The organism is Pseudoxanthomonas mexicana, from assembly GCF_001556105.1.
GTDB lineage: Bacteria > Pseudomonadota > Gammaproteobacteria > Xanthomonadales > Xanthomonadaceae > Pseudoxanthomonas_A > Pseudoxanthomonas_A mexicana_A.
The window spans coordinates 59,405-82,782 of record NZ_LSIF01000064.1 but is presented as its reverse complement, the minus strand read 5'-3'; the positions used below and the strand labels follow the sequence as shown (position 1 = coordinate 82,782).

The window sequence follows — 23,378 nt, the reverse complement described above, 5'->3', positions numbered from 1 at the left end:
TGCGGAACAAAGTCTCTACTTTACGTTGGCCCAGTTCTCTGGGGGTGGGTCAGGCCTTGCGCAGTGGCGCAGGCTGACACGGCAGGGCAACACCGCCTTCGCCGCCGGCCGGCTGGACCTGGCCGCGCTCGATTACACCCGCGCCCTGCACCTGGCCACGACCCTGGCGGCCGGGCCCGCACTGGCCGCCTCGCCCGACGACTGCCTCGCCGCCCTCGTCGTGGCCCACCACAACCTTGCCGACACCTGCGAACGCCGCGGCGATGACGCCAGCGCGCTCGACCACCTGTGCACCGCGCACGACGCGCTGATGCGCATCGCCTGCGATGCCGGCACGCGCGACGACATCCGCCTGCACGCCATCCGCCACCTGACCGAAGCCCGCATCGCCCTGCTGCGCTGGCAGGCCGTGCACGGCGCCTGCGCGCGCACGTCCGCCCTGTTGCGGGCCAGCGCCACCGTCGCCTTCCCGCCGTTAGACGGCGCCCGCCACTGATCCTCGACATTCCCCCGGAGACCCGACCATGCCGTTCACGCTGCCCGCCCTCCCGTATGCCTACGACGCCCTGGAACCGCACATCGATGCGCAGACCATGGAGATCCACCACAGCAAGCACCACCAGACCTACATCAACAACCTCAACGCCGCGGTGAAGGACACGCCGTACGAGAACACGCCGGTCGAAGACCTGATCGCCGACCTGTCGAAGCTGCCCGCCGCGCTGCAGCTGCCGGTGCGCAACAACGGCGGCGGCCACGCCAACCACAGCCTGTTCTGGACGGTGATGGCGCCGGCCGGCGAGGGCGGCGGCGGTGCGCCGGGCGGCGCGCTGGCCGAGGCGATCGACAAGGATCTCGGCGGCCTCGACGCCTTCAAGGACGCCTTCACCAAGGCCGCGCTCACGCGCTTCGGCAGCGGCTGGGCGTGGCTGGTGGTCGGCAGCGACGGCCGCCTGTCGGTGGAGAGCAGCGGCAACCAGGACAGCCCGCTGATGGCCGGCATCGGCTCCGGCGGTACGCCCATCCTCGGCCTGGACGTGTGGGAACACGCCTACTACCTGAAGTACCAGAACCGCCGCCCCGACTACATCGCCGCGTTCTACAACGTGGTGCGCTGGGACGAAGTGGCGAGGCGTCATGCCGACGCCGGACGCTGACGCGCCCTTGGGCGGCCTGAAGGCGCCGGCGCTGCGCATGCGCGATGTGCGTCGCGCCGTCGGTGTCGCCATCCTCGCGCTCGGCATCGTTGCCGCGGGCTGGAGTTTCTGGGAGTTCGTGAACAGCTCGCCGGTGATCCGCGACGCCTTCATGGGCGGCTCGGTCGCGGCGATGGCGACCGCGCTCGGCGCGATGCCGGTGCTGTTCTCGCAGCGCCTGTCCGACCGCACGCAGGACACGCTGCTCGGCTTCGGCGCGGGGGTGATGCTGGCGGCGTGCGCGTTCTCGCTGATCATGCCCGGGCTGGCGGCGGCGCAGCGCACCACGATGTTCGGGGGTGGCGAAGCCGCCGCCAGCGCGGTCATCGGGTTGGCGATCCTGCTGGGCGGCACAGTGATGATGTCGCTCGACCGGCTGCTGCCGCACGAGCATTTCATCAAGGGCAGGGAAGGGCAGACGTCGGAGAAGCTGCGGCGCACGTGGCTGTTCGTGTTCGCCATCGCCCTGCACAACCTTCCCGAGGGTCTTGCCATCGGCGTCGGCTATGCGGGCAACGAAGGCGTGGCGCGCGCGAACGCACTCGCCATCGGCATCGCGCTGCAGGACGTGCCGGAAGGCCTCGTCGTCGCCGTCGCGCTGCTGTCGGCCGGTTACAAACGCTGGCTGTCGGTGTTCATCGGCGCGGCGAGTGGCCTGGTCGAACCGGTGGGCGCGGTGCTCGGTGCCTCGGTGGCGGCGCACTCGCAGATGCTGCTGCCGTGGGGCCTCGGCTTCGCTGCCGGCGCCATGCTGTTCGTCATCAGCCACGAGATCATTCCCGAGTCCCACCGCAAGGGTCACGAAAGCTTCGCCACCACCGGCCTGATGATCGGCTTCGTGCTGATGATGGTGCTGGATACGGCGCTGGGGTGACCCCGCGCCGGGTGATCCCGGGCAACGACGTGCGCGCCGAGCGCGCGTTTCCGCGGCCGGTGGCGTTCGTGCTGGGCGAGACCGGCGTGCCGTGGCGGTGGGAGTACGGCAGCGGCAAGGTCTTCATCGACTGGCGCAGACCCCGCGGTGCAGGGCTGGCCCGCCAGGCAGCGGGATGCCAGGGAGGACACGTCGGCTTGGTGGCCTCGCGGGCTCTTTTACGTCAGCGCGTACCCGGTGGGGAGAGCGGGGGATCTCGTCTGGCGTTCCGTCTTTTTGATGGATCAATGCATCGTTTCGATCCAGCGTTCCGTCTTTTTGATGGATCAGTGCATCGTTTCGACCCAGCGCTCCATCTTTTTGATGGATCAGTGCATCGTTTCGATCCAACGTTCCATCTTTCTGATGGATCGGTCCGTCGTTTTGGTCGGGCGTTGCATCGTTTCGATGGATCCGTGCATCGTTTCGATGCAACGTCGGGTCTTGGCGATGGATGCGTGGATCAATTCGATCCAACGTCCGATCTTGCGGATGGACGAGCGCCGCTTCCGGGCCGCAACGTGACGTCGTGCTGCGAGCGGAGATGCTGTCAACGGCGCTGGGCATGCATAAAAGTGTCTCTACGCGCGTCGATTTAACCTTCTTAACATCGCGTTGACCTTCGAATGTGAGATGCGGACTACAATGCTGCATCGCATCAGTCGATGTCCGCGTCCACGCTTGGGGACGGACGCACATCTGTCGCGCTTCGCGCGTAGCGTGCCTCGCACGCGGCAACCCTTCTCTTTGCGCCCTGCATAGCGGCGCGCTCCCGATGCGTGATTCCCCGCCTGCGTCCTTTGACGCATCCGCGTCGTGCTTCGTGCGCGGCATCGCCCGCGTTATGGAGTGCACCCGCATGACCCTGTTGAAAACCCCCTCGCCACCGTTGCTGCTGGCCACCGATCTGGATGGCACCTTCCTGGCCGGTGATGCCGATGCGCGCAAGCGCCTGTACCACCTGGTCGATGCGCATCCGGACGTCAAGCTGGCGTGGGTGACCGGCCGCGGGCGCGAGGCGATCCTGCCGCTGCTCGCCGATCCTGGCCTGCCCACGCCGGATTACGTGATCTGCGATGTCGGCGCGACCGTGCTGCGCACCGCCGACATGCAGCCGATCCAGCCGTTGCAGTCGCAGATCGAGGCGCGCTGGCCGGGCGAGCATGTCGTCGCCGAGGCGATGCGTCGCTTCCCGATGCTGGTGCGCCAGGAAGTACCGCAGGAGCGTCGCTGCTCGTACTACTGCCATCCGGAACAGCTGTCGACGATCCAGGCGGACGTCGAAGCCGTCGCGGCGTCGCTGGGCTGCGAAGTGCTGTATTCGGCCGACCGTTACCTCGACATCCTGCCGCGCGGCACGCGCAAGGGCAGCACGCTGACCGCGCTGGTCGACGAACTCGACCTCGAGCACGCGCGTGTACTGGTCGCCGGCGACACGCTCAACGACCTGTCGATGTACGGCGAAGGCTTCCCCGGCGTGTGCGTCGGCGAGTCGGAGCCGGCGCTGGTCGCGGCCACCACCGGCATGGACAACGTGCTGCATGCCGAGGCGCCCGGCTGCGGCGGCATCCTGCAGGCGATGGCGCATTTCGCGCTGCTCGATGCCGACGACTACACGCCCACGCTGCACCCGCCCGGCAAGGCCGAACTGGTGATGGTCTACCACCGCCTGCCGTACGAGGAGCACATCGTCGACGGCCAGCGCGTGCGCCGGCCGCACAGCTCGCCGAACGGCATCATCCCCAGCCTGCTGAGCTTCTTCGGCGAGGGCCAGCCCGGCTCATGGGTGGCGTGGACGGTGGACGATCCGAAGGCCCCGCCGGTGGAAGCGCGCGCACCGGTCGATGCCGAGCGCTATCCGGGCCTGACCGCGGCCCACGTGGCGCTGACCAAGCACGAGGTGGACGTGTTCTACAAACGCTTCTCGAAGGAAGCGTTCTGGCCGGTCATCAACAGCTTCTGGGAGCGTGCGCGCTTCAGCGAGGACGACTGGGCGCTGTTCAAGCGCGTCAACCGCCGCTTCGCCGAAGCCGCCGCCGCCGAGGCCGCGCCGGGCGCGACGGTGTGGCTGCACGACTACAACCTGTGGATGGTGCCGTCGGTGCTGCGCGAGCTGCGGCCGGACGTGAAGATCGCCTTCTTCCACCACACGCAGTTCCCGTCGGCCGACATCTTCGCGATCCTGCCGTGGCGCCGCGAGATCCTCGGCAGCCTGCTGGCGTGCGATTACGTGGGCTTCCACATCCCGCGCCATGCGGAGAACTTCACCGACGCGGTGCGCAGCACGTTCCCGGTGGAAGTGACCGCGCGTGCGTCGTGCGCGCCGCGCTTCCTGACCTTCGGCTGCGCCGTGGGCGTGGAGGACATGGCGACCGAGCTGCGCATCGACGGGCGCACGGTACGCATCGGCGCGCATCCGATCGGCACCGACGTGGGCCGCATCCGCGCCAGCCTGGAGACCGAGCAGGTGGCCGACGACATCGCGCGTATCCGCGACGAGATCGGCCGGCGCAAGCTGGTGCTGTCGATCGAGCGGCTGGATTACACCAAGGGCATCCTGCAGAAGCTGCACGCGTTCGAACGCCTGCTGGACGAATCGCCCGAGCTGCGCGGCGAGGTGACGCTGGTGCTGGTCTGCGTGCCGGCGGCCAAGGAGATGACGGTGTATCGCCCGCTGCAGCAACAGATCGAGCAGGCGGTGGGCCGCATCAATGGCCGGCTGTCGCAGCTGGACTGGACGCCGGTGCGCTTCTTCTCGCGGGTGCTGCCGTTCGCCGACGTGGTGGCGCATTACGCCGCGGCCGACGTCATGTGGATCACGCCGCTGCGCGATGGCCTGAACCTGGTGGCGAAGGAATTCGTCGCCGTGCAGGGCCTGGACGGCGGCGACGGCGTACTGGTGCTGTCGGAGTTCGCCGGCGCGGCGGCGGAACTGAAGGGCGCGGTGCTGACCAATCCGCACGACCCGGCCGACATGGCGCGCACGCTGCGGCAGGCGCTGGTGATGACACCGGGCGAACGCGAGGACCGCCAGCGCCGGCTGTTCGACATCGTGCGGCATCACGATCTGTCGCGCTGGGGCCGTGAATTCCTGGCCGCCACGCGCGGCGTGGACGACGACGCGCACACGGGGATACGGCCGGCGATCGCCGCTTAATGCATTTACGTTTGACGCGCCTCGTGCGTGCCGCGATAGTCGACTCACACCCGGGGCAGGAGACCCTCAATGCGCTTACTGGTCGTGCGGAGCATGGCGTGGCTGTTGATCGCGGCCACGGCGCTGGTGTTGTTCGGGTTGGCGCAGGCGCCCGAACTGTGGCTGGGACCGGCGACCCGCTGAGGCGGGCCGCAAAAGAAAACCCGACCAAGGTGGTCGGGTCTGAAAGGGGAGTCCCCGGCTCCGGCAGTGCTGCTTGCTCAAGGCAGCGCCCATTTCCATTGCAGAGCGGCCATGCATGGCCTGCGCAGGGCGTGCTGCCGGGGACGTGGGTATCGTCGCCCACGCCGTTCACATTCACAGTCGGGTGTTGTCCCGGCGTGCTGTAGGAAAATTCCTACCCACCCCGTGCGGGCTTAGCCGAACAGGCCGTTGATGGCGCCGTAGCCCATCGCCTGCGGATCGGGCAGGGGTGTGGTGTCGGCATGCAGGAACGTGTCGACCTGCGCGGCCAGTTGGCCGTACATCGATTCCGCCAGTGCCGATCCCGTGCTGATGCGGCGCACACCGAGGCGTTCGAGTGCGGCGAGATCACGCAGCGGCGGACGCAGCATCACGTTGAGCGGCAGCCCGCATTGCGAGGCGAGCGTGCGGATGGCATCGGCATCGACCAGGCCCGGTACGAACAGGCCGTCGGTGCCGGCAGCGCGGTAACGGGCGGCGCGAGCGAGCGTTTCGTCGATGCGCGCGTTCTCCGCCACCAGGCTGCGCAGGTAGACGTCGGTGCGTGCATTGATGAAGACATCCAGGTCGTGGGCCACGCAGGCCTCGCGGATCGCCTGGATCTTCGCGGCGAGCCGCGCGGGGTCTCCGGCCCCGTCTTCGAGGTTGATGCCGGCTGCACCGGCACGCACGACGCGCAGCACGGTGGCGGCAACGGCGGCGGGATCGTCCGAATAGCCGCCTTCGACATCGACGGTCAGCGGCACGCGGATAACCCGCGTGATGCTGCTGACGGCATTGACCAGCGCATCCACGTCCAGCGCGTCGCCATCGGGATAACCCTGCGCCCACGCAAGCCCCGCACTGGTGGTGGCAACGGCGGGTGCGCCGAGGTGTTCGATCAACCGGGCGGTACCGGCATCCCATGCGTTGGCGAGGCGGAACAGGCCCTGCGTGTGCAGGGCGCGGAAGCGTGCGGCGGCGGTCATGGCATCCCGGTTGTCGTTGGCATGGGGCGACAGGGTGACACGCCCGTGCCGGCTGGACTCACCACATGCGGCCACCGTCCTTGCGCCGGGGGCCTCGACTCAGGCGCAGAGCCGCCAGCCTTCGAACAGACGCCAGCGACCGTCGCCGCCTTCGATGTTGATCGCGTAGTCCAGGCCCTGGTGGTGGCGCTGGTTGGCCAGCTTGACGGCGTAGCCGAGCGCGGCGCCCGGCGTGCTGAAGTGCAGGGGAGGCGACTCGTTGATGGACAGTTCGAAGGAACCATCGTCAGCAGGTGTATGGAACAGATCGAAGGTCATCATGGCGGCGTGGAGGTGTGTTGCCTGTGTCGAAACCTACGTGGCGTTCCGTGATGCCGATGCATAGGCGCCGCGTGCCGTTTGCCACGATTAAGCGGTGTCGACAGCGCGTGAGAAAACTGTGCGGTCAGGCTGAACGATCTACACGCCGCCTTCGCATCCGCGCCCGTAAAAAACGCACAGTGGTCGGGCCGGCGGATCCACCCCTTCCGTCCCCCGCACACCCCCTGCTACCGAGCCGCAAGGCTGACACCCAGGGCACCACGAGAGAACCGAACGCAGCTCACCCGGACACCCCCTGTTCCGCGCTGCGCCTGGCGGTGGACCGCGAGTCCGACACCGTCGCCGCCCGGAGAGCCAGGCGTGTTCTCGCCCCAACGCAAACGGGCCCGAAAGGGCCCGTTCGTGTATCCGCCGTTCGCGATGGCATCAGTGCGCAGCAGCATCCCAGGCGCGCAGGCCCTGTTCGACCACGCGCAGTGCGTCGTCTACGCGGGCGCTGTCCAGTTCGGCGGTGGTGTCGCGCGGGCTGTGGATCACCTGCATCACCTTCGGCATCTGCGCCGGCTTGCCACCGCCGAAGACGGCGAGGATCGGATCGATTTCGTCGCTACCCACCAGCGAGAACGACACCGCCGGCCAGCCCGCCTTGAGGAAGGCGAGGTGGTCGGTGGGCGGATACTTGTCGCCGGGCGAGAAGCCGAGCTTCTCCTTCGCACTGGCCTCGCGCAGGGACGCGACGAACGGCGTGCCGCTGTCGGGCGCCATCATCCATAGCGTGTCGCCCCAGCCGAAGACGTCGAAGTTGACGTACAGCGCGGGCTGTTCGCGGCCCGCGGTGGCGACCCAGGCACTGGAGCCCAGCAGGCCCTTTTCCTCCAGGTCCCAGAACACGACCTGCACGCGATGATGGGCAAGGGGCTTGGCTTTCAGCGCCTGCGCCAGTTCCAGCACGGCGGCGACACCGGATGCGTTGTCGGTGGCGCCATGGCCGATGGCCACCTGGTCGTAGTGCGCGCCGATCAGCAGCAACGGTGCCTTGTCCGGTCCGCCGAGGTCGGCGACGAGATTCTGTCCGGCCTGGCCGTTGTGTTCGAACGCTTCGCGCTTCCAGGCGATGCCCACGGCGTCGAGCCGACGCCCGATCGCGTCGCCGCGTGCGCGGGTATCGGCGTGCGCGCTGATGTCGCCCACCTGCGTCTGCCAGCGTGCGGACACGCCGTCATCGGCGCAGGCGGATGACGCGGCGAAGGACAGCAGGACGGCGAGGCACAGGCGGTGTCGGAGCTCGGACATGAAGGAATCCCCATTGGAAAGCCCGAGTATGCCGCAGTGCGCGCATCGGCTCGACCGGCGTATACGCATGTAGCAAACGCACATCGTTACAATGTTAATTGCGCGGCGATGGATGGCCCCCCTACGCTCGATCCGTCCTACCGAGGCAGCCGTTTCCATGACCATCCGCGTTTTCCTGATCGACGACCACGCCCTGGTACGCACCGGCATGCGCCTGATCCTGGGAGGCGATGCCGATATCGAAGTGGTGGGCGAAGCGGAGACAGGCGAGGCGGCACTGCCGCTGGTGCGTCAGCTCAAGCCGGACGTGGTGCTGTGCGACCTGCACCTGCCCGGCTACAGCGGCCTTGAAGTGACCGAACGCCTGGTGCGCGCCGACATCGGCGTGCGCGTCATCATCGTGTCAGTGCTGGAGGACGGTCCGCTGCCCAAGCGCCTGCTGGAAGCCGGGGCCTCCGGTTATCTCGGCAAGGCCGGCGATGCGGCGGAGTTGATCCGCGCCGTGCGCGACGTGGCGCGCGGCAAGCGCTACCTGGGCAACAACGTGGCGCAGAACCTGGCACTGCACACGGTCGGTGGCGATGCGTCGCCGTTCGATGCGCTGTCGCCACGCGAACTGGAAGTGGCGATGCTGCTGACCCAGGGCCTGCGCCAGGAAGAGATCGCCCGTCGACTGAGCCTGAGCGCGAAGACGGTGAACACGCACAAGACGCGTTTGTTCGAGAAGACCGGCGTGCAGGACAACATCGCCCTGGCGCGCCTGGCCGCGCAGTGGGGCCTGATGGATCCGACGCGCGCACTGTAGTCGGATCAGAAGCTCACAGCGATGTACTAACGACTCCGGCGCAAGACCGCGAGCGCGATGCGGGGCGCCGCGATGAAGGCCAGCCAGAAGGTCATCGCCATGGTGCAAAAGTACCAGCTCAACAGCAGGACGAGCGCCATTCGGTTGTGCATAGCAGCCATCACTAAGCGGTTCGCGCGGCTCGACGTTCCTTTCGGAACGTAACCGCTGAGCGAGCCGATGTACGCTAAGAAGATCCAGACGCACGCGACTACCGCGACCGAGAACAGGAAGACAGGGAGCTTCGATGTCTTCGCGTTCGCTCGCACCACGACGGGGGCTGTGAGGGCAAGTCCCGTCACTATCAAAGGAAAGAGCATCCACATCATGTCTACGCAGAAGCCCGTCGTTGAGGGGAAGTCTGACGCGGATGACAGCGCTTGGCTGGCGGGGAGCTTGGCCATGTAAACGTCGGGGGCTGCCATGACGAGAACCAGGCAGAGCGCGACGTACGAAGCCATGACGAGGTATGCGCTTCGCCATGAAGCCTCGGGCGAATTGGAGTGGGAGTTTCGTGCCATCACAGCCATCCATGCGTGAAGAACGTGGATCGACTGTAGTCGCAACGGTGCGCGACTGCCATCCACTGCAATCCGGCACCGTGAAACGACACTGGCCGCTTGCGCGGCCAGTGTGCTTTCCGACGTCGGAGGAACGCAGCGCGTCAGGCGCTGCGGTTTTCCGTGCCGTCGTCATCCTGCGGGTCGACCTGGGCGATCTCGTCGGCCGGCTTGACCGGCGTGACCACCGGTTCGAACAGGCTGCGGGTGACCGATCGCGGAGTGTCCGCGTCGGCGACGAAGAACAGCGACCCGGTGGCTGGCGTGCTGGCAGGCTTCGGTGCGACCGGTGCGGATGCCACGGCTTCGACCGGCGCCGGGGTTTCGGCAGCGGCTTCGTTCACGGCGTCGACCAGGTCGATCTGTACCGGCTCGTTGCGCACCGCGGCGACGGCCGGGGTCTCCACGACGGTTTCCACGGTTTCGATTGCAGTGACGACCGGTGCCGGTGCTTCGACCATCACGGGCGTCGGCTCGGCGGCAATCTCGGCCTTGACCGATTCGACGATGGCAACGGCCGCCGGTGCTTCGTGCTGCACCGTGGCGGTCACCTCGGGCTGCACACGCGCGGCCTCGGCCTTCACTTCCTGGATGACCTCGATGGCCGCGGCGGTCTCGACCACGACCGGAGCGGGGACGACGACGGGTGTCGCGTCGGTGACCGGCACGGCTTCCACGACCGGCGGCGCAGCGACCACGGCGGCCACGAACGGTGCTACGGCCACCGGAGCGGCCGGCTGCGGCTGCGGCTTCGGCGCACGCGGCGCGGCGACCACCGGCTCTTCGTCGTCGAAGTCGAACTCCGGCTGCGAACGGTCGGCGACCGGGGCGTCGTCATCGCCACCCAGGTCATCGGCCAGCACGCCTTCTTCGCCCGCGGCACCGGCTTCCCCGTTGCCACGGCGGCGGCGGCGGCCACCACGACGGCCACGGCGGCGGCGGCCACCTTCACCGGTGTCGCCACTGTCGCCCTCGGTGGACGGTGCGGCCTCGCCGTCAACGACGACGGCCTGTGTCGCGTCGGTGTCGAACGCCGGCACATCGGCGGCCGGGGCCGGGGCCGGTGCGGCGGTGGTGCGGACGGCTTCCTGCGTGGCAACGACCACGGCGGCTGCCGTTGTCACCGCCTCGGCGGCGACCGGCGCGGCCGGCTTGGCTACGGCTTCCTGCGGCTGCGATGCGCGCGGCTGACGCTGGCCTTCCTGCTGCGGCTTGCCGCCCTGCTGGGGTTGCGACTGCTTCGGCGCCTTGGGCTGCTGCTGCGCATTGCCCTGGGCGTTCTGCGGTTGGTTGCCCTGCGGCTTCGGCTGCTTCTGGCCCTGCGGCTGCTCGTTGCGCGGCTTCTGCTGCTGGGCGTTGCCGCCTTGCGCGTTCTGGCCCTTGTTGCGCTCGTCGCGGCGGTTGTTGTCCTGCTTGCCGCCACGGCCCTGGTTCTGCTGGCCGCGGTTGTCGCGGTTCTCGCGACGGCCGTTGTTGTTGCGGTCGTTGCGCTGGCGGGTGTCCTGCTGCGGACGGGCCTGCGGGGCAGGGGCCGCGGCTTCGCCACCACCGAACAGGCGCTTGAAGAAGCCGACCACGCCGCCCGCGGCGGGCGCGGCGACGGGTGCAACGACCAGCGCCGGTGCGGCCACCGGCGCCGGTGCTTCACGCTCTTCGCGTGCCGGGGCCGGCTGGGTGTGCTTGACGTGGGTGACGGCGGGCGCGGCCGGGATGTTGAGCTGCGCCTTGGTCAGCGCATGCACCGGCAGCTTGCGCTGGGTGCCGCGGTGGTAGCTGGGCTTGCTGCTTTCTTCGCCCAGTTCGTTCTCGCGGATGCGGGTGACTTCGTAGTGCGGCGTGTGCAGCGCTTCGTCGGCGACGATGATGACCGGCGCGTCGTGGCGCTGCTCGATCTCGCGCAGCGCGCTGCGCTTCTCGTTGAGCAGGAAGTTGGCGATCTCGAGCGGCGCCTGGATCAGCACCTGCCCGGTGTTGTCCTTCATCGCATGCTCTTCGGCCACGCGGATGATCGACAGCGACAGCGACTCGACGCTGCGCATGCGGCCATGGCCTTCGCAGCGCGGGCAGACGATCTGGCTGGACTCGCCCAGCGAGGGACGCAGGCGCTGGCGGCTCATTTCCAGCAGGCCGAACCGCGAGATGCGGCCGATCTGCACGCGGGCGCGGTCGTACTTGAGCGCGTTCTGCAGCTTGTTCTCGACGTCGCGCTGGTGCTTGTTGCTCGACATGTCGATGAAGTCGATCACCACCAGGCCGCCCAGGTCGCGCAGGCGCAGCTGGCGGGCCACTTCCTCGGCCGCTTCCATGTTGGTGTGGAACGCCGTCTCCTCGATGTCGCCGCCCTTGGTGGCGCGCGCCGAGTTGACGTCGATGGCGGTCAGCGCCTCGGTCTGGTCGACCACGATGGAGCCGCCGGAGGGCAGGCGGACGTTGCGCTCGTACGCGCCTTCGATCTGCGATTCGATCTGGAAGCGGTTGAACAGCGGGATGTCGTCCTTGTACGCCTTGAGCTTGCGCAGGTTGTGGGGCATCACCTGCTGCATGAACTCGCGGGCGGTGTCGTACAGTTCGTCGGTGTCGACCAGGATCTCGCCCACGTCGCTGCGCAGGTAGTCACGCAGGGCGCGGACGATGAGGCGGCTTTCCTGGTAGATCAGGAACGCGGCCGGCTTTGTCAACGCGGCTTCGGCGATCGCCTTCCACACGCTCAGCAGGTAGTCCAGGTCCCACTGCAGTTCTTCGGCATCGCGGCCGACGCCGGCGGTGCGGATGATCACGCCCATGTCGTCGGGGATCGCCAGTGCGTCCATCGCCTTCTTCAGCTCGGCGCGGTCGTCACCCTCGATGCGGCGCGACACGCCGCCGGCGGTGGGCGAGTTCGGCATCAGCACCATGTAGCGGCCGGCCAGCGAGATGAAGGTGGTCAGGGCGGCGCCCTTGTTGCCGCGTTCGTCCTTGTCCACCTGGACGACGACTTCCTGGCCTTCCTTCAGCAGTTCGCGGATGCCGGCCTTGTTGTGGTCGACGCCGGCCTGGAAGTAATCGCGGGAGATTTCCTTCAGCGGCAGGAAGCCATGGCGGTCCGCGCCGTAATCGACGAAGGCGGCTTCCAGGGAGGGCTCGAGCCGGGTGATGCGGCCCTTGTAGATGTTGGACTTCTTCTGTTCCTTCGACGGCTGTTCGATATCGATGTCGTACAGGGTCTGACCGTCGACGATGGCCACGCGCAGCTCTTCGGCCTGCGTGGCGTTGATCAACATGCGTTTCATTGTGCGTTCCTCGCGCGCTGCTACCGCGCGGAACGCCATGGCGTTTCGCCTCTGGAACGTTGCACCGCCCCTTGCGCAGGCGCAGCGGGGCAGATTCGGGTTTCCAGCGCTACGACACCACGGCAGGCCGCGGGAGCGCTTTTCTTTCTAATAGGTGTTGCGGGGCCGGCGGCAGCTTCCCTCGGGAGGGGGCGCCGCACGGGACATGTTCAACGTCAGGTGCCGTCACGCACCCGGCGGTATCCGGGCCTGCCGATCAGCCGCTAACATGGCCGCCCCTGGGGCGGTGGCCGCGCACTTGCCGGAATCGCGGGGAGACGGGCTTCTGGCCCAACTGCAACTCCCTGCGAAATCAAACCCTTATCTCGCCCTCCGAGTGTAACAGAATGAATGGCTCCAACCCCAGCCCCCCGTCCGAGAAGCCTGCCGTGGGCGCCAAGAGCGCCGTGCGCACGGTCACGGTGCCGGAGGACCGGGGAGGGCAGCGGCTGGACAACTTCCTGCTGGGCCAGTTGAAGGGTGCCCCGCGCAGCCTGGTCTACAAGCTGGTGCGCAGTGGCCAGGTGCGGGTGAACGGCGGCCGGGCCAAGGCCGAGCGCAAGCTGGAAGGCGGCGACGAGGTGCGGATCCCGCCCGTCAGTCTCGTGGAGACGGGAGACAAGGTGGCGCCGCCGGCGGGCTTCCTGAAGCGGATGGAGGCGGCCATCGTGTTCGAGGACGAGCGGCTGCTGGTCATCAACAAGCCGACCGGCGTCGCCAGCCACGGCGGCAGCGGAATCAGCCACGGCGCCATCGAGACGATGCGCGCCCTGCGCCCGAACCAGACGCTGGAACTGGTCCACCGGCTGGATCGCGACACCTCCGGCCTGCTGGTGATGGCGAAGAAGCGCTCGGCGCTGTCCGAGCTGCAGGCGCTGCTGCGCGAGGACAGCGAGGACGGCACCCGCGGGATCGAGAAGCGCTACCTGACCCTGCTGGTCGGCCGCATGCCGGACGGCGTGATGAGTGTGGACGCGGCGCTCCACATCGGCCTGCGCCAGGGCGGCGAGCGCCACGTGCAGGTGCACCGCGACGGCAAGCCGTCGCTGAGCCACTTCCGCGTGCTGGAACGGCGCGGTGGCCATTCGTACTGCGAGGTCCGCATCGAGACCGGCCGCACCCACCAGATCCGCGTGCACGCGCAGCACATCGGCCATCCCGTGGCCGGCGACGACAAGTACGGCGACCCGGCGGCAAACAAGCGCCTGCGCGAGCAGGTCGGACTGAAGCGCCTGTTCCTGCACGCCGCGTCGCTGCAGTTCGCGCTCGACGGCGGCAGGACACCGTATGTGCTCAGCGCACCGCTGGCCGATGATCTGGCCGCCGCGCTGGATCAGCTGGGGTGAGGCAGGCCGTCAGTGCCACGGGCCGAGGATCAAGCGGAAAAACGGTCCGTAACAGAGGCCGGCAGGCAGCTGGAGATCGCTGCCGCCAGGACAGGCCGAAGATTGAGGTCCCTCATCAGCATGCGGCCTTGATGCGCAGGTCAGCCAGCGCCCTGCGCAAAACAACGCGTTGGCTTCTCGAGCACAGGCGGGAACGTTACCGGGACGTTGATCGTGTGGGTGACCGGGTTGCCGTTACGCGTGGCGGCACGGAACTTCCAGGTCTGCACGGCCTCCAACGCGGCCTTGTCGAGCGCGGCGTTGCCGCTGCTCTGTACCTGGCCCACGCGCGCCGGCACGCCATCCTGTTCGATGGTCACGCGCAGCACCGTGGTACCGCCTTCGCTGTTGCACTCGGCCTCGGCCGGATAGGCAGGCGGCGGCGTGTCGATCGCGGCCAGTTCAGTCGGCGCGATGAGTGGCGCGGCGGATTCTTCCTGTTTCTTCGTACACGCTGAGACGGCGAGCACGCCGGCGAGCAGCACGCCGGCGAGCAGCAGGACGGGCGACGGCAGGATGCGACGTTCCATCAGGATTCTCCCAACAGGGCGCTGGCCTTGGCCGCGCAGATGAAGTCGTTCTCGCTCAGGCCGCCGACGTCGTGGGTGGAATAGCGCACGACGGCCCGGTTGTAGTGGACGCCCAGGTCAGGATGGTGGTCTTCGGCATGGGCAATGAAGGCGAGGGCATTCACGAACGCCATGGTCTCGTAGTAATTGTCGAACGGGAACGTGCGCAGCAGCGCATGACCATCCTCCACCAGTTCCCAGCCGGGCACCTGCGGCGACAGTTCGGCGATGCGGGCCGGCGATAGTCGATGCTCGCTGCCGCGCAGTGGCACGCAGCGCGCGTGGGCGAGGGGGATCAGGTCGGACACGGCGCATCTCCTGCTGGACGACCAGTCTGAACGAACCACGACGACTGGCCTGTGGATGTGAATGCCCGTCGGGCAGGGGCTAGAATAGCCGCATGATCCAGATTTCCGACAGCGCGCAGGCGCACTTCCGCAAGCTGATCGAACGCGAAGCGCTGCCGGGCCTCGGTGTACGCCTGAGTGCGGTCCACCCCGGTACGGCGCAGGCGGATGCGCGGCTCGAGTTCGCCGAACCTCGCGATCTCGTCGGCGATGAATGGGCGGTGGATTGCGATGGCTTCACCCTGTACATCGATGCGGCCAGCGTGCACTGGCTGGACGGCGCCGACATCGATTACGTGTTGAAGGGGGCCAGTACCCAGCTGACGATCAAGGCGCCGCGCATCAAGGGCGAAGCGCCGGGTGATGCGGCGTCGCTGGTCGAACGCGTGCGCTGGGTCGTCGACAACGAGATCAATCCGCAACTGGCGTCGCACAAGGGGCGCGTGGCGGTGGAAGAGGTCAGCGGCGATGGCGTGGTCTGGCTGCGCTTCGGCGGCGGCTGCCACGGTTGTGGCATGGCCGACGTCACCCTCAAGCAGGGCATCGAGAAGACGTTGATGGCGCGCGTGCCCGGCGTGACCGCCGTGCGTGATGCGACCGACCACGAAACCGGTGATGCGCCCTACATGCCGCGCGGCAACGCCGCCTGACGGGGTCCACCGCCGGTGACGAACGCCACCGACGTCATTGCACACCTGCTGCCGCGCAAGGCGGCCACCATCGTCGAACGCCAGACTGGCCTGCCTTTCGGCTGGGGTTTGTGGCTGCGCGCGCTGCCGGAGCGGCTGGGTCGCATCACCCGCGAAAAAGCCGACGCCATCGTGGATGTTTTTGTCGGACGTGCACCGGGAGACGGTCGGACCCTCCCGTTCATGCCAGGCAGACTGCGAGCCCTTCGCTCGTTGTTCTACCAGGGGTGGGGGCCGCCGCCACGCGAAGAGCGCTGGATGCGTTGGGCGGCGGGTATCGGCAGCAGTGCGATGCATCTGCTGTTCTTCCTGTTCCTGCTATGGGTGGCGCTGGTGCACATCCCGCCGCCACCCGAAGAGGCCGGCGACAGCGCCCGGGTACGACTGGAAATGATCGGCGAAGGCAGTCCGGGCGAGGTGGGCGGCGCGACGCAGGCAGGCGAAACCGTCGCCGAATCGGCTGCGAGCGCGTCGTCGGCTCCGGCGGCGTCCGCCGTGCCTTCGCCCGTCCGCCCGCGGCCGACCGAAGCGGCACCGCCGCCCGTGGAGGCCGCTACGCCCGAGGTCGCGGTGGACGTACCACCGCAGCCGCCACGCAACGTTCCGGTCCCCGAGATCGCGGACCAGCCGCTGCAGGTGACGGAAGTCGCCGAGCCCACGCGCGCGTTCGTGCGGCCGCCACCCACTCCCCGGCAGCCGGAGATCCGGCCACCCGCGTTGCGCGAGGTCGGGGTTCCCGCCCGCGATGTCGCCACGCCCGTCACCGCACCCGTCGTGCGCCGTGATGTGCCCGTACGCGCCGTGGACGTGCCCGCCATGGCCAGGCGCGAAACCGAGGTGCGCGAGCGCGAGATGGCGGCGCCGGCACCGCAGGTGCGCACCATGCCGATACCGTCCCGCGACGTGAGCGCACGCGCGATCGCGACGCAGGAGCGCAACGTGCGCCAGGTGGATGTGCGCGAACCTTCGCCGCGTCCTGCTCCGGCGCCCGCCCCGCAGACGTCGTCGACATCCACATCGGCGTCGTCCTCATCGACACCAGCGCCACGCACCGCGGCGACCGCGAGCGCTTCTCCACGCGGCACGACGGCACCCGCGTCCACCACGCGCGGTCCCGTGCCGGCAGCGAAACCAGGGGGCTGGAACACCCCGGCCCGCGCGGACGATTGGGGCAACGCGAACAGGAATGTCGCCGGCGACAGTGCGACGGATGGCCGCGACAACGCCGGCCTCTACAACGCCGATGGCAGCCTGCGTGTGCCCGGCAACGCCGGTGAAGCCGTCGCGGAGCGTGGCGCCCCCGGCGGCGGCAACGACCAGTGGACGCGCGAGCGACTGGATGAGGCGGGCACCTGGTTGCAACGTCCCCCGTACGATTACGAACCCACCAGCTTCGACAAGTACTGGGTGCCCAACGAATCGTTGTTGGCTGAATGGGTACGGCGCAACGTGCGGGAGATGGAGATCTCGATCCCCGGCACCAACATGAAACTCAAGTGCACGATCTCGGTCCTGCAGCTGGGGGGCGGCTGCGGATTGGGCAGCCTGTTCCCCGAGCCTCCCAAGGCACGTCCGCCACCGGAGATTCCGGTGAAGCGTACGCCAATCCCGACTGACAGCTGATGGCCTAGACGATCGGCTGCGCGCGCATGGCGCATCGCGATGGGTGTCGTGTCCACGATGGCGGCCGCGACGCATGCGAAAACGGAGCCTTGCGGCTCCGTTTTTCGATTCCGGGTTCTTCGGGAACCGGCGTTACCTGTGCACTTTGTGCAGGTCGCGCAGTTGCGACGGGCGAGAACCGAAATAGGCGGCCAGGTCGGAGATGTCCTGATCGCTGAGGGAGGCCGCCTGCGGGGTCATCAGGGCGTGCTGGCGGTCGCCGCTGCGGTAGGCCTGCAGTGCATGCGCCAGATAGTCGCCGTACTGGCCACCGAGCTTGGGGTAGGTATCGTCGATCGGCGCATTGCCTTCGGCGCCGTGGCAGTCCACGCAGCTCTGGCCGGTTGCCTGGCCCTTGGCCTTGGCCAGTTCCTCGCCCTTGGCGATGTGGCCCTTGGGCAGGCCGGCAGACGAACTGGAGCCGTGCTGGCCGCTGGCATTGCCGGGGTTCTCGGCCGAAGCCTCGGTGTTTTCCTTCGAGCAAGCCACCATGGTGAGGGCCGCGAACAGGACGATGGCTAGACGCTGGGCGTGCTTGGCGTTGGGCATGGTGGGATTACTTGACGGTGGAGAGGAAAGCGGCGATGTCGGCGATGTCCTGGTCGGAGAAGCTCTGCGCCTGGGCCTCCATCGTGGGGTGCTTGCGGTTGCCGGTGCGGTACTCGGTCAGCGCGTTGGCCAGGTAGTCGGCCGACTGGCCGCCGATCTTCGGCACCTTGAAGCTCGGGTAGGCATTCTTGTAACCCTCGATGCCGTGGCAGCCCTGGCACGTATAGGTGAGGGTGCGGCCGGTATCGGCGTTGCCGACCAGGGGTGCCGGTGCGGCAGCGGGAGCGGCGGCTGCGGCAGGCACGGCTGCGGGAGCGGCCGGGGTTTCCTGTTGGGCGGTGAGGGCAGCCAGCGGGAGGGCGGCCAAAGCAAGACAAGCGGCGAGCGGCAGCGGTCGCATCATTCTCGAAAAACTCTCAGGTTGCGCGCGCCACGTACCACCGCAGCGCTTGGCTGAATGCAAGTATAGCCTGCGACCGAATGTCACGCACAGGCAATGGCCTGTCCTCACGAGGTAAGCGTCCCGACGTGCCGCCGAGTGGTTGCCGCGCATTGCCCTGCATCGACGTTGGCCACGACACGCCGGTCCACGCAGTGATCGACGACCAGCGGCCGCTCGTGGCGCACGCTGTCGCGTCGCAGCGGATCAGCGCGGGCATGCAGCACGAAGCTGGACGCAAGTCACCATGACCTTCGGCGCATGGAAGTCGTTCAGGGGTGATATACCTTCATACAACACCACAACAACACCACCACGGTACCGTCCCATGTCCCGACCCCGTCCCCACTCCGGCCGTTCCTACCTGCGCCTCGCACTTGTCCCCGTGCTGTGCGGCCTGCTGGTCCTGTCCGCTTGCAAGGGGGGCGGTCCGACGCCCGAGGCCCAGGCCAAGAATGGCGAGGAGAAGAAGGAGTCCGAGGCCATCCCGGTCGAGGTGGCCAAGGCCACCCGGCGTGCGGTGGCCGCCAGCTACAGCGGCACCACCACGCTGGAGGCGTTGGGCGAGTCCCAGGTCGTTGCCAAGACATCCGGTGTCGCGCTGGCCGTGCTGGTCGAGGAAGGGCAGGTGATCCGCGCCGGCCAGGCGCTGGTGCGGCTGGATCCCGAACGCCTGCGCCTGCAGGTGGCCCAGGCCGAAGCGCAGATGCGCAAGCTCGAGAACAACTACCGTCGCGCCCAGCAGTTGGTCGGGCAGCAGATGATCAGCGCCAACGACGTCGACCAGATCAAGTACGACCTCGAGAACGCGCGCGCCGTCTACCGTGCCGCCTCGCTGGAACTGTCCTACACCACGATCACCGCGCCGATCTCCGGTGTCGTCGCTTCGCGTTCCATCAAGTCCGGCAACTTCGTGCAGATCAACTCGCCGATCATCCGCATCGTCGACGCCTCGCGGTTGGAAGCCACGTTGAACGTGCCCGAGCGTGAGATCGCCAAGCTCAAGCCGGGGCAGGCGGTCGGGCTGGCGGTGGATGCGTTGCCGGGCAAGCAGTTCACCGGCACGGTCGCTCGCGTCTCACCAGTGGTCGACAACGGAACCGGTACGTTCCGCGTGGTCGCCTCGTTCTCCGGCGACGGCGAGTTGCAGCCGGGCATGTTCAGCCGCCTCAACATCAACTACGACCAGCGTGCCGATGCCCTGGTGGTGCCGCGCACCGCCCTGCTGGAAGACGGCGGCGAGCCTGCCGTGTATGTGGTCCGTGATGGCAAGGCCCAGCGCACCGTGCTGAAGTTGGGTTACAACGACGCCGGCTGGGTCGAAGTGCGCGAAGGGCTGAAGCCCGGCGAGCAGGTCGTGATCGCAGGCAAGGCGGCGTTGCGCGAAGGGAGTGCCGTGCAGGTGATCGGGCAGGACAAGAAGGCCGCCACCGTGGCCAAGGCGCCGGCCGCAGAGGCGAGCAAGCAATGAATGCGCACGGACCTTCGTCCGGCGGTGGCTTCGACCTGATCGAGTTCTCCACGCGCCGCCGCGTCACCATCGCGATGATGACGCTCACGCTGGTGCTGTTCGGCCTGATCTCGCTGTCCAGCCTGAAGGTCGAGCTGCTGCCGGACCTGAGCTATCCGACGCTGACCGTGCGCACGGACTATGAAGGCGCGGCGCCGGCGGAAGTGGAAACGCTGATTTCGCAACCGGCCGAGGAGGCGCTGGGCATCGTCAAGGGCCTGCGCAAGCTCAAGTCGATCTCGCGCACCGGGCAGAGCGACGTGGTGCTCGAGTTCGCGTGGGGCACCGACATGCAGCAGGCCGGCCTGGACGTGCGCGACAAGATGGAAACGCTGCAACTGCCGCTGGAGGCCAAGGCGCCGGTGCTGCTGCGCTTCAACCCGTCCACCCAGCCGATCATGCGCCTCGCGCTGTCGTCGAAGCAGGAGGCGGGCAACGACGCCGATGCGATCCGCCGGCTGATGGAACTGCGTCGCTACGCCGACGAGGACCTCAAGCGCAAGCTCGAACCGGTCGCGGGCGTCGCCGCCGTCAAGGTGGGCGGCGGCCTGGAAGACGAAGTCCAGGTCGACATCGACCAGCGCAAGCTGGCCCAGTTGGGCCTGTCGCTGGATACCGTGATCCAGCGCCTGCAGCAGGAAAACGTGAATCTCTCCGGTGGTCGCCTGGAGGAGGGCTCGCAGCGCTACCTGGTGCGCACCGTCAACCAGTTCGCCACGGTCGAACAGATGCGTGAAATGTTGCTGACCACAGCGGCAGGGGCCTCGTCCAGCAGCTCGACCGGCACCAACCAGCAACTGATGACAGCGATCCTGGGCAGCAGCGATCCCAACGTGATCGCCGCGCTGCGCAGCGACACCAGCGGCGGCGCGCCCAGCGTGCGGCTGAAGGACGTGGCCGACGTGCGCCAGGGTTACAAGGAGCGCGAAGCGGTGATCCGCAGTGCAGGCCACGAAGCGGTCGAACTGGCGATCTACAAGGAAGGCGACGCCAACACCGTATCGACCGCCGACGCACTGGAACAGCGCCTGGAACTGATCCGCAAGGAGATGCCCAAGGACATGGAGATGACGGCCGTCGAGGACCAGTCGGTCTTCATCCGTCACGCCATCAAGGACGTCAAGGTCGATGCGGTGATCGGTGGCTTGCTGTCGATCCTGATCATCTTCCTGTTCCTGCGCGATGGCTGGAGCACCTTCGTCATTTCGCTGTCGCTGCCGATCTCGATCATCGCGACGTTCTTCTTCATGGGCCAGCTGGGCCTGAGCCTGAACGTCATGTCGCTGGGCGGCCTCGCCCTGGCCACGGGCCTGGTCGTGGACGATTCGATCGTGGTGCTGGAATCCATCGCGAAGGCGCGCGAGCGTGGCATGGGCATCCTGGAAGCCGCGATCAAGGGTACGCGCGAAGTGTTCATGGCGGTGGTGGCGTCCACGCTGACCACGATCGCGGTGTTCCTGCCGCTGGTGTTCGTCGAGGGCATCGCCGGCCAGCTGTTCCGCGACCAGGCCCTGACGGTCTCCATCGCCATCGCGGTGTCGCTGGTGGTGTCGATGACGCTGATCCCGATGCTGAGCGCGCTGAAGGGGCGCCCGCCGCTGGAGTTCCCTGCCGAAACCCCGCGCGAGCCGTGGCGTCCGGAAAGCCGGTGGAAGAAGCCGGCGGCCTATGCCGGCCGCGGTATCGGTGCGTTGTTCACGTATGGGTTCTTCTCGCTGGTGTGGCTGGTGGTGCGGAGCTTCCGCGGCCTCGCGGCGGTGATCGGCCCGGTGATGCGCAAGGCCAGCGACCTGGCGATGGCGCCGTACGGGAAGGCCGAGGCCGGGTACCTGCGGATGCTGCCGGCCGCGTTGAAGCGTCCCGTCCCGGTGCTGGGCGGTGCGGCGCTGGCGTTCGCGCTGACCCTGGCTGCGCTGCCGTTGCTGGGCGTGGACCTGATCCCGCAATTGGCGCAGGACCGTTTCGAAATGACCGCCAAGCTGCCGCCAGGTACGCCGCTGGCGCAGACCGACGCACTGGTGCGCGAAGTGCAGCGCACACATGCCGGCGAAGCCGGTGTGCGCCTGCTATACGGCGTGTCCGGCACGGGTACCCGACTGGATGCCAGCCCCACCGAGAGCGGCGAGAACATCGGCAAGCTGTCGGTGGTGATGACCGACAACGCGCGCGAACAGGCACTGGTCGAAAGCCTGCGCGGCACCATGAAACAGTGGCCGGAAGCGCAGGTCGACTTCGCCCGTCCGGAGTTGTTCGCGCTGGCCGCACCGCTCGAGATCGAGATCGAAGGCAACAACCTGGAATCGATCCGCGTGGCCGGCAACCGCCTGGCCGAACTGCTGCGGCAGAGCCCGCACTATGCCGACGTGAAATCGACGGTGGAGCAGGGCTTCCCGGAGATCCAGATCGTGTTCGACCAGGACCGCGCGGCTGCGCTGGGCCTGACGACGCGGCAGATCGCCGACGCGGTGGTCAACAAGGTGCGCGGCAACGTCGCCACGCGCTACAGCTTCCGCGACCGCAAGATCGACGTGCTGGTGCGCGTGCAGGAATCCGAGCGCGCCTCGGTCGACGACATCCGCCGCCTGATCGTCAATCCCAGCGGCAACAAGCCGGTGGAGCTGATCTCGGTGGCCGATGTCATCGCCACCACCGGTCCGAGCGAGATCCATCGCGCCGACCAGCGCCGTGTGGCCATCGTGTCGGCCAACCTGCGCGACATCGACCTGGGCAAGGCCATCACGGAAGTCCGGGACATGGTGTCGAAGAACCCGCTGGGTACCGAGGTGGGCATGCGCATCGGCGGTCAGGGCGAGGAACTGGGTCAGTCGATCCGGTCGCTGCTGTTCGCGTTCGGCCTGGCGATCTTCCTGGTCTACCTGGTCATGGCCTCGCAGTTCGAATCGCTGCTGCACCCGTTCGTCATCCTGTTCACCATTCCGCTGGCGCTGGTCGGTGCGGTGGCGGCGCTCCTGCTGTCGCGCTCGCCGGTATCGGTGGTGGTGTTCATCGGCCTGATCCTGCTGGTCGGCCTGGTGGTGAAGAACGCCATCATCCTGATCGACAAGGTCAACCAGTTGCGCGAGGAGGGCGTGGCCAAGCGCGTCGCGCTGGTGGAAGGCGCCCGTTCGCGCCTGCGCCCGATCATGATGACCACGCTGTGCGCGGTGTTCGGCTTCCTGCCGTTGGCGCTCGCCTTCGGCCAGGGTGCCGAGGTGCGTTCGCCGATGGCGATCACGGTGATCGGCGGCCTGCTGGTATCCACGCTGCTGACGCTGCTGGTGATCCCGGTGGTGTACGACCTGCTGGACCGCAAGCCGGACGAGTTCTATGCCGAACGCGGTCGTCGCGCGCGCCTCGTCGCCGCGCAGGCCGAACAGGTGATCTCGCACGAGGATGATCCCATCGGCCGCGTCGGGGGCTGATCC

General features: G+C 67.9%; 20 protein-coding genes. 11 read left to right on the top strand and 9 right to left on the bottom strand.

The genetic code is table 11. The annotated features are described in order from the left end of the window. From AX730_RS11610 to ggpS, 5 genes are all read left to right on the top strand, one after another. Positions 1-496: hypothetical protein (locus AX730_RS11610; RefSeq protein WP_232310239.1), on the top strand; the 496-nt coding region annotated here is incomplete at its 5' end. A 28-nt stretch (positions 497-524) separates the two neighbouring features. After that, complete coding sequence (locus AX730_RS11605) at positions 525-1,157, top strand: superoxide dismutase (protein WP_062356491.1); 633 nt, start codon at positions 525-527, stop codon at positions 1,155-1,157. Next, positions 1,138-2,070, top strand: a complete 933-nt coding sequence (locus AX730_RS11600; RefSeq protein ID WP_083537873.1) for a ZIP family metal transporter — start codon at positions 1,138-1,140, stop codon at positions 2,068-2,070. The genes AX730_RS11605 and AX730_RS11600 overlap by 20 nt, the downstream gene beginning before the upstream one ends. 279 nt (positions 2,071-2,349) lie before the next feature. Beyond that, complete coding sequence (locus AX730_RS18885; RefSeq protein ID WP_157074211.1) at positions 2,350-2,634, top strand: hypothetical protein; 285 nt, start codon at positions 2,350-2,352, stop codon at positions 2,632-2,634. 334 nt (positions 2,635-2,968) lie between these two features. Continuing rightward, the gene (gene ggpS / locus AX730_RS11590; RefSeq protein WP_232310238.1) at positions 2,969-5,266 is read left to right on the top strand and encodes a glucosylglycerol-phosphate synthase; all 2,298 of its coding nucleotides are present in this window, start codon (positions 2,969-2,971) and stop codon (positions 5,264-5,266) included. Between the two features lie 416 nt (positions 5,267-5,682). Here ggpS and AX730_RS11585 read toward each other — a convergent pair whose 3' ends face one another. The 3 genes from AX730_RS11585 to AX730_RS11575 form a co-directional block, all read right to left on the bottom strand. Then, positions 5,683-6,477, bottom strand: a complete 795-nt coding sequence (locus AX730_RS11585) for an isocitrate lyase/PEP mutase family protein (RefSeq protein WP_062356487.1) — start codon at positions 6,475-6,477, stop codon at positions 5,683-5,685. 99 nt (positions 6,478-6,576) lie between these two features. Further along, positions 6,577-6,798 (bottom strand): hypothetical protein, encoded by a 222-nt coding sequence (locus tag AX730_RS11580; RefSeq protein ID WP_062356484.1) that lies wholly within the window; start codon positions 6,796-6,798, stop codon positions 6,577-6,579. Between the two features lie 426 nt (positions 6,799-7,224). After that, entirely contained in the window at positions 7,225-8,091 is an 867-nt protein-coding gene (locus AX730_RS11575; RefSeq protein ID WP_062356482.1) for a M28 family metallopeptidase, read from the bottom strand. A 157-nt stretch (positions 8,092-8,248) separates the two neighbouring features. On the opposite strand from AX730_RS11575, the gene AX730_RS11570 reads away from it, so the two are divergent. Continuing rightward, on the top strand, positions 8,249-8,896 hold the full coding sequence (locus AX730_RS11570) for a response regulator (RefSeq protein WP_062356479.1): 648 nt from the start codon (positions 8,249-8,251) through the stop codon (positions 8,894-8,896). Positions 8,897-8,922: 26 nt separating this feature from the next. Here AX730_RS11570 and AX730_RS11565 read toward each other — a convergent pair whose 3' ends face one another. Continuing rightward, a complete protein-coding gene (locus AX730_RS11565; protein ID WP_157074210.1) occupies positions 8,923-9,339 on the bottom strand; it encodes a hypothetical protein in 417 nt (138 codons plus the stop codon). 260 nt (positions 9,340-9,599) lie between these two features. Further along, positions 9,600-12,764, bottom strand: coding sequence for an Rne/Rng family ribonuclease (locus AX730_RS11560; RefSeq protein WP_062356511.1), 3,165 nt, complete (start codon positions 12,762-12,764; stop codon positions 9,600-9,602). A gap of 386 nt (positions 12,765-13,150) precedes the next feature. Here AX730_RS11560 and AX730_RS11555 point away from each other — a divergent pair, with 386 nt between their 5' ends. Then, positions 13,151-14,149, top strand: coding sequence for an RluA family pseudouridine synthase (locus AX730_RS11555; protein WP_062356474.1), 999 nt, complete (start codon positions 13,151-13,153; stop codon positions 14,147-14,149). Positions 14,150-14,289: 140 nt separating this feature from the next. Here AX730_RS11555 and AX730_RS11550 read toward each other — a convergent pair whose 3' ends face one another. Further along, positions 14,290-14,718 carry an energy transducer TonB gene (locus tag AX730_RS11550; RefSeq protein WP_062356470.1) on the bottom strand — a complete coding sequence of 143 codons (429 nt, stop codon included), beginning with the start codon at positions 14,716-14,718 and terminating at the stop codon, positions 14,290-14,292. Next, positions 14,718-15,065, bottom strand: coding sequence for a 4a-hydroxytetrahydrobiopterin dehydratase (locus AX730_RS11545; protein ID WP_062356468.1), 348 nt, complete (start codon positions 15,063-15,065; stop codon positions 14,718-14,720). The genes AX730_RS11550 and AX730_RS11545 overlap by 1 nt, the downstream gene beginning before the upstream one ends. Before the next feature lie 92 nt (positions 15,066-15,157). Between AX730_RS11545 and AX730_RS11540 the strand changes: the two genes are divergently transcribed. Then, positions 15,158-15,754 carry an NfuA family Fe-S biogenesis protein gene (locus AX730_RS11540; RefSeq protein ID WP_062356466.1) on the top strand — a complete coding sequence of 199 codons (597 nt, stop codon included), beginning with the start codon at positions 15,158-15,160 and terminating at the stop codon, positions 15,752-15,754. Between the two features lie 15 nt (positions 15,755-15,769). Further along, positions 15,770-17,416 (top strand): hypothetical protein, encoded by a 1,647-nt coding sequence (locus AX730_RS11535; protein ID WP_062356464.1) that lies wholly within the window; start codon positions 15,770-15,772, stop codon positions 17,414-17,416. Positions 17,417-17,548: 132 nt separating this feature from the next. Here AX730_RS11535 and AX730_RS11530 read toward each other — a convergent pair whose 3' ends face one another. After that, positions 17,549-18,004, bottom strand: coding sequence for a c-type cytochrome (locus tag AX730_RS11530; RefSeq protein ID WP_062356461.1), 456 nt, complete (start codon positions 18,002-18,004; stop codon positions 17,549-17,551). Positions 18,005-18,011: 7 nt separating this feature from the next. Then, positions 18,012-18,404, bottom strand: a complete 393-nt coding sequence (locus tag AX730_RS11525; RefSeq protein ID WP_062356509.1) for a c-type cytochrome — start codon at positions 18,402-18,404, stop codon at positions 18,012-18,014. Positions 18,405-18,771: 367 nt separating this feature from the next. Here AX730_RS11525 and AX730_RS11520 point away from each other — a divergent pair, with 367 nt between their 5' ends. Next, positions 18,772-19,914 (top strand): efflux RND transporter periplasmic adaptor subunit, encoded by a 1,143-nt coding sequence (locus AX730_RS11520; RefSeq protein ID WP_062356458.1) that lies wholly within the window; start codon positions 18,772-18,774, stop codon positions 19,912-19,914. After that, complete coding sequence (locus AX730_RS11515; RefSeq protein WP_062356455.1) at positions 19,911-23,375, top strand: efflux RND transporter permease subunit; 3,465 nt, start codon at positions 19,911-19,913, stop codon at positions 23,373-23,375. The genes AX730_RS11520 and AX730_RS11515 overlap by 4 nt, the downstream gene beginning before the upstream one ends. Positions 23,376-23,378 lie beyond the last annotated feature (3 nt).